At 36.7% G+C, this 6,346-nt stretch carries 6 protein-coding genes; all 6 read right to left on the bottom strand.

The features are described from left to right. A partial coding sequence (locus tag ACK4M9_RS20855; protein ID WP_486303946.1) for an AAA family ATPase occupies positions 1-331 on the bottom strand: 331 nt, incomplete at its 3' end. Between the two features lie 142 nt (positions 332-473). After that, the gene (gene clpC, locus ACK4M9_RS20850; RefSeq protein ID WP_409854702.1) at positions 474-2,918 is read right to left on the bottom strand and encodes an ATP-dependent protease ATP-binding subunit ClpC; all 2,445 of its coding nucleotides are present in this window, start codon (positions 2,916-2,918) and stop codon (positions 474-476) included. A 24-nt stretch (positions 2,919-2,942) separates the two neighbouring features. Continuing rightward, on the bottom strand, positions 2,943-4,016 hold the full coding sequence (gene mcsB / locus ACK4M9_RS20845; RefSeq protein WP_409854700.1) for a protein-arginine kinase McsB: 1,074 nt from the start codon (positions 4,014-4,016) through the stop codon (positions 2,943-2,945). After that, positions 4,016-4,552 carry a protein-arginine kinase activator protein McsA gene (mcsA, locus tag ACK4M9_RS20840; protein ID WP_409854698.1) on the bottom strand — a complete coding sequence of 179 codons (537 nt, stop codon included), beginning with the start codon at positions 4,550-4,552 and terminating at the stop codon, positions 4,016-4,018. The genes mcsB and mcsA overlap by 1 nt, the downstream gene beginning before the upstream one ends. Positions 4,553-4,574: 22 nt before the next feature. Next, on the bottom strand, positions 4,575-5,042 hold the full coding sequence (locus ACK4M9_RS20835; RefSeq protein ID WP_409854697.1) for a CtsR family transcriptional regulator: 468 nt from the start codon (positions 5,040-5,042) through the stop codon (positions 4,575-4,577). A gap of 123 nt (positions 5,043-5,165) precedes the next feature. Further along, complete coding sequence (locus ACK4M9_RS20830) at positions 5,166-5,879, bottom strand: MgtC/SapB family protein (RefSeq protein ID WP_409854696.1); 714 nt, start codon at positions 5,877-5,879, stop codon at positions 5,166-5,168. Positions 5,880-6,346: the final 467 nt, after the last annotated feature.

Genomic DNA, 6,346 nt, shown 5'->3' with positions numbered 1-6,346 from the left:
CTGCAACTTGTAACAATAAGGTCGATTTACCAGCTCCTGGCTTGGCTGTAAGTATCGTAATTGAATCTCTTACAATTCCTCCACCCATGACACGATTAAATTCACTAATACCGGTTATAATTCTATCGCTTTTACTTGTCTCTACTTCATTTAGCTTCTTTGGCTTCACAAAAGCTTGCCCAGTATTTGAGCTAGTCTTATTGGTTGATTTTTTTGCATCAATAGTTACTTCCTCTAACGAATTCCATGAGTCACAAGAATCACATTTACCTTGCCACTTAGGATGAGTATGACCGCAATCCGAACACTTAAAAACGGTTTTCTTTTTCATGTTTAAACTCCTATCAAAAAAGTTAATCATATATATCACTATTATACATATTCCTATTACTTATTTGTCCAATACAGCTTTTCCATTTTCTAAAAGAAAAAGCTAGGAGATTGAAGGCACATCATTCTCCTAGCAAAAACTATTAAACGGTTGGTGTTCTTGTATTGCCTTCTACGACAAATTCATTATCTTTTACATCAAGAGTTACCTTTTGTCCTTTTTGAATGGTACCCCTTAGTAATTCCTCTGACAACCTGTCTTCTACATGTTTTTGTAACGCCCTACGTAATGGACGAGCCCCATACTCAGGATCATAACCTTCGTCAGCAATTTTTGCTTTAGCTGCTTCCGTTAGGTCAAACTCTATTTCGTGCTCTAGTAACCGTTTTGTTAGTGTATCTGCCATTAGAGAAACAATTTCTTTAATATGCTTTTTCTCTAATGAATGGAATACGATAATTTCATCAATGCGGTTCAAGAATTCAGGACGGAAGCTCTTCTTAAGCTCACCCATTACCTTTTCCTTCATATCTTTATATTCTTGACCTTCAGTTTCAGTTGTGAAGCCTAGATATTTATTTCTCTTAAGCTCACTCGCCCCTACATTAGATGTCATTATTACTGCTGTGTTTCTAAAATCAACAGTTCTACCTTTTGAATCTGTTAAACGACCATCTTCTAAGACTTGAAGTAAAATATTAAATACCTCTGGATGCGCTTTTTCAATTTCGTCAAAAAGTATTACAGAATAAGGCTTTCTTCTGACCTTTTCTGTTAATTGTCCACCATCATCATGACCAACATATCCAGGAGGTGAACCAACTAGGCGAGATGTTGCATGCTTCTCCATGTACTCTGACATATCGATACGTATAACTGCATCTTCGTCACCAAATAGCGTTTCTGCTACAGCGCGAGCCAACTCAGTCTTACCGACACCAGTAGGTCCCAAAAATATAAATGAACCAATCGGACGTTTCGGATCTTTTAACCCTGCTCTTGCACGGCGAATGGCTTTTGAAATTGCTTTAACAGCCTCTTCTTGACCAATCACACGCTGGTGGAGTATTTGTTCCATATTTAATAATCTTTCCGTCTCTTCTTCAGCAAGTTTCGAAACTGGAATACCCGTCCAGCTAGCTACAACTTGAGCAATATCTTCGGTTGTAACCTCTGTATTCTCCTGGCCTTGCTTTTCTTTCCACTCTTTCTTAAGGCCATCAAGCTCTTCGCGAAGTCTTTGTTCACTATCACGTAATGAAGCTGCTTTTTCAAACTCCTGACTTTGTACAGCAGCGTCTTTTTCTTTTCTTGTTTCTTCTAGTCTTTGTTCTAGTTCCTTTAAGCTTGGTGGAATCGTGTATGATCTTAGACGTACTTTTGAAGCTGCTTCATCGACAAGATCTATCGCTTTGTCTGGAAGAAAGCGATCTGAAATATAACGATCAGAAAGCTTTACGGATTCCTCTATAGCTTCATCGGTAATTGTTACACGATGATGTGCTTCATAACGATCTCTTAACCCTTTTAGAATTTGAATCGACTCTTCTATAGATGGTTCCTCAACTCGTATTGGTTGGAAACGTCTTTCTAAGGCAGCGTCTTTCTCAATATATTTACGATATTCATCTAATGTAGTAGCTCCAATACATTGGAGCTCTCCTCTTGCTAATGAAGGTTTAAGGATGTTAGAAGCATCGATAGCTCCTTCTGCTCCTCCTGCACCAATTAGTGTATGAAGTTCATCAATGAATAAAATGACATTGCCAGCTTGGCGAATTTCATCCATTACTTTTTTCAGACGATCTTCAAATTCACCGCGATATTTCGTACCTGCAACAACTGTCCCCATATCAAGTGTCATAACTCGCTTACCTCGAAGTGTTTCTGGCACCTCATTGGCAATAATCTGTTGAGCAAGCCCTTCAGCGATAGCTGTCTTACCGACACCCGGTTCCCCAATCAATACTGGGTTATTTTTTGTTCTACGACTCAACACTTGAATGACTCTTTCAATTTCTTTACTACGACCGATAACTGGGTCTAATCCTTCTTCTTTAGCCATAGCTGTTAAATCACGCGCTAAACTATCTAACGTTGGTGTATTAACATTAGAGGCAACTCCGCCTTGTTGACTACCACTTGAAGCTTCATTACTCCCAAGAAGTTGAAGTACTTGCTGGCGTGCTTTATTTAAACTTACACCTAAATTATTTAAGACTCGTGCTGCAACTCCCTCACCTTCGCGAATTAAACCTAATAAAATATGCTCTGTTCCTACATAGGAGTGACCTAATTTTCTAGCTTCATCCATAGATAATTCAATAACTTTCTTTGCTCGAGGAGTGTAGTGAATAGTCTTTGCACCATCTTGGCCTTTTCCAATAAGTGTTTCAACTTCATTTTGAATTTTGTCAGAACCTAAACCAAGACCTAAAAGTGCTTTAGCGGCAATCCCTTCACCTTCACGGACTAACCCTAATAAAACATGCTCTGTTCCAATGTTGTTGTGTCCTAAGCGAATTGCCTCTTCTTGAGCTAACGCTAAAACCTTTTGCGCTCTTTCAGTAAATCTTCCAAACATCATAATTACTCCACCTCCGAATATTAGTTAAATTCTTTCTATTTCTAACTTTAGACGTTCCCTAATTAATGCTGCTCTACGTTCATCTCGTTGGTCTGCTGATAAAATTTCTCCGGCATATTGCTGTAAAAAACCCGGTTGAGTCAGTAACATTAGTTCATTTAGAATGTTTGCAGATATACCGTTTAAAATATTTAAATCAATTCCTAATCGTACATCTGATAATCTTTGTGAGGCCTCTTTTGACTCAATGGTCCTCGCGTATGCAAGAATTCCATATGATCGATATACTCGATCTTCTAAATGAAGCTTTGAAGATTGTAACAGCATTTCCCTAGCAGCTCTCTCTTGGTGTATAAGTTGGAGGACAACTCCTCTTAAGTCTTCAACAATATCCTCTTCAGATTTTCCAAGAGTTATTTGATTTGAAATTTGAAAGAGGTTACCTAAAGCTTCGCTACCTTCACCATAAATTCCTCTAACAACTAACCCTAATTGGTTAATAGCAGGCAATATTTTATTTAGCTGTTTTGTTAGAACTAATGCTGGCAAGTGCATCATGACAGAAGCTCGTAACCCTGTCCCTACATTTGTTGGACAGCTTGTTAAAAAACCTTTATTTTCATCAAATGCATAATGCAATTTCTCTTCAATCCAATCATCAATTCCATTAGCGAGGACTAGACCTTCACTAATTTGAAACCCAGGAAATAGACATTGAATACGTAGATGATCTTCCTCATTAACCATAATACTAATAGACTCATCTTGACTTAATAATACCGCACCTTTTTTCGATACATCAGCTAACTGAGGACTAATAAGGTGCTTCTCAACTAATACTTTTTTTTCATTTGGCTTCATCTCATCCATTTCCAGAAGTTCGAATGGCCCAAAAGTATCATACTGCTTACCTTCAAAATGATCTCTCACTTGCTTTACAACTAAGCTAGCTTCGTCAATACTTGAAATTATCGGGAATGAGTAATCTTTCAAGTTTCTCGCTAGTCGAATTCGAGTACTAAGTACAATTTCAGATTCAGGACCTTCGTGATTCATCCAAGGACTAATCGCCTCACTAATGAATTTCTCTAGTGACATCAATTATCCCCCCTGTTCTGTTGACTTGGTTTTTCTAATGAGCGTATTTCATCTCTTAGCTTTGCTGCCTCCTCAAACTCTTCTTTCATTATATGTTGTTGTAATTGTTGTTTAAGTTGTTCAATTTGTCGATGTAAGTGAATATCTTTGCCAATTCTTTTCGGGATTTTCCCTATATGTGTTGTATTACCGCTATGAACCCTTCTTAACATTGGATCAAGCTTCGCACTAAATGTATGATAACACTGGGCGCAACCAAATCTCCCGGCACGAGCAAACTGATAGATTGTCATTCCACATTTATCACATGCTAACTCTTTTTGTTGAGGGGGCCGATTTGAAGAACTAGGCATAGCTTGTTCAAAGTTTAATAATCCTGATAATAGTTGATGAATTGAAAAACTATTTGAACCTGGAATATATTCTCCCTTTTCCCGAGCACACTGATCACACAAATGAATTTCAGTTTTATTACCATTTAAAATTTTTGTAAAATGTAACGTTGCATCTCTTTTATTACACTCATGGCATAACATGATAACTCTCCCCTCTATAATATTATTCATACTTGAATTTAAGAGTAGAAATCATTGCTTTTAATATATTGGATCGTAATTGATCCCGATAAGGTAAATGTAAGTTTAAAACGGTTCGATCAGTTGCACTTCGAAGAAGATTTGCCTCTCTCTTCGTAATTGCACTTTCTTCATAAAGGCGAAATATAATATCTTCAGCGCCACTTTGACTTATTTTATCACCTAGTAGAGTTAGCATTTGATCATAAAGCTCAGCTTTGTTATGTGCTTTCACTTTAATTATTCGAATAAAACCTCCGCCGCCTCGTTTACTTTCTACTAAATAACCTTTTTCAACCGTAAATCTTGTGCTGATAACATAATTGATTTGAGAAGGAACACACTGAAATTGTTCTGCTAATTCACTCCGCTTAACTTCAACTAAGTCACTTTCGCTCTTTAGTAAAATCGTTTTTAAATAATGTTCTATAATGTCAGAAACATTTTTCACCAAACCCCTCCTCTCATGCAGTAGTTTGACTTTGACTATCTTTGACTTTAATTTTATTATAACCATTTTTTCGAAATTATCAACTATCTGCACTCATTATTGCCATCTCAATATTTTTATATCCTATAAAGAATATACTTTATGAACTTGATCTAACCTGTATAGCTTATCTATAGTTGTTAACTTAACATCTTGATTAGGATAGAGAACTTTTATTTGATATCTAAGTAAATTTTCAAACTCTGACGAATGATCCCTTTCCACCATTACTTTTTTTACTTTTACCTGGTTTTCTTCCAATATATTAATGATAGACAGTAATGTTGTATCCTGAGGTGTAGCATGAATAACAACTGCTTCCAGACCTTTCTTTTTCTTGAAAAATGAATCTTCTACTCTATTTAGAAAAATTAAACTTAATATTACGATCCCTGTAGTAAAAACACCTGCAAAATACATTCCAACACCTATCGATAATCCTATACCCGCTACTACCCAAATAGATGCCGCTGTTGTTAAACCACGGACTGAGACACCTTGGACGATGATAGTCCCAGCTCCTAAAAAACCTATACCACTCACCACATATGCAGCTAAGCGTGACGGATCAAAATTAACAAACTCAGCATTTTGTTCCATATATTCTTGAAAGCCAAACATTGCTAATAGCATAATTAAACAGGCTCCAACACACACTAGTAAATGAGTTCTAAATCCTGCTGGATGTTTATTATACTCCCTTTCTACCCCTACGATTCCTCCTAAAATTGCTGCAAACAGTAAACGCACCATTATTGTTACCGTATCGGTATTAACAAAGGAATTAAAAAACTCCATACTATCATCTCCCTACATATTAAACAAATCTCTGTATGCGTAGGTTATAATCAGAGATACTAAAAAATAATGTTTATTATTATATGCAACTTCAAATGTCATTATATTTATCTAGAATATATAGTTTTGAAAATAACGAAAAATATAGAAAAGCTACTGACTCAATCCTATGAGATACTTCATTGATTTCCTTCGGCCTCAATCACTTCTTGAGTTACTTCTTAGAAATTACAACATGCTGCTTTGCGTCGAGGAAGCTTACTACGAAGCTACGCTAGTAGACGCAGACGCAGGAATACCTTTAAAACACAAAAAACACATTCGCAATGAATGTGTTTTTTTCTTGTGCCTAGCAACGTCCTACTCTCACAGGGAAGCTACTGACCTCAATCACTTCATGAGAAACTTCATTGATTTCCTTCGTGCTGCTTTGCATCGAGGAAGCACACTTCGAAGCATTACTAGGA

Origin of the sequence: Anaerobacillus sp. (assembly GCF_046314235.1) — a bacterium.
GTDB lineage: Bacteria > Bacillota > Bacilli > Bacillales > Anaerobacillaceae > Anaerobacillus.
This window is presented reverse-complemented; position numbering and strand designations above follow the sequence as displayed.

Excerpts from the sequence above, each read along its gene's own strand:
- clpC (WP_409854702.1), bottom strand. The coding sequence starts at position 2,918 with ATGATGTTTGGAAGATTTACTGAAAGAGCGCAAAAGGTTTTAGCGTTA.
- mcsB (WP_409854700.1), bottom strand. The coding sequence starts at position 4,016 with ATGTCACTAGAGAAATTCATTAGTGAGGCGATTAGTCCTTGGATGAAT.
- mcsA (WP_409854698.1), bottom strand. The coding sequence starts at position 4,552 with ATGTTATGCCATGAGTGTAATAAAAGAGATGCAACGTTACATTTTACA.
- ACK4M9_RS20830 (WP_409854696.1), bottom strand. The coding sequence starts at position 5,879 with ATGGAGTTTTTTAATTCCTTTGTTAATACCGATACGGTAACAATAATG.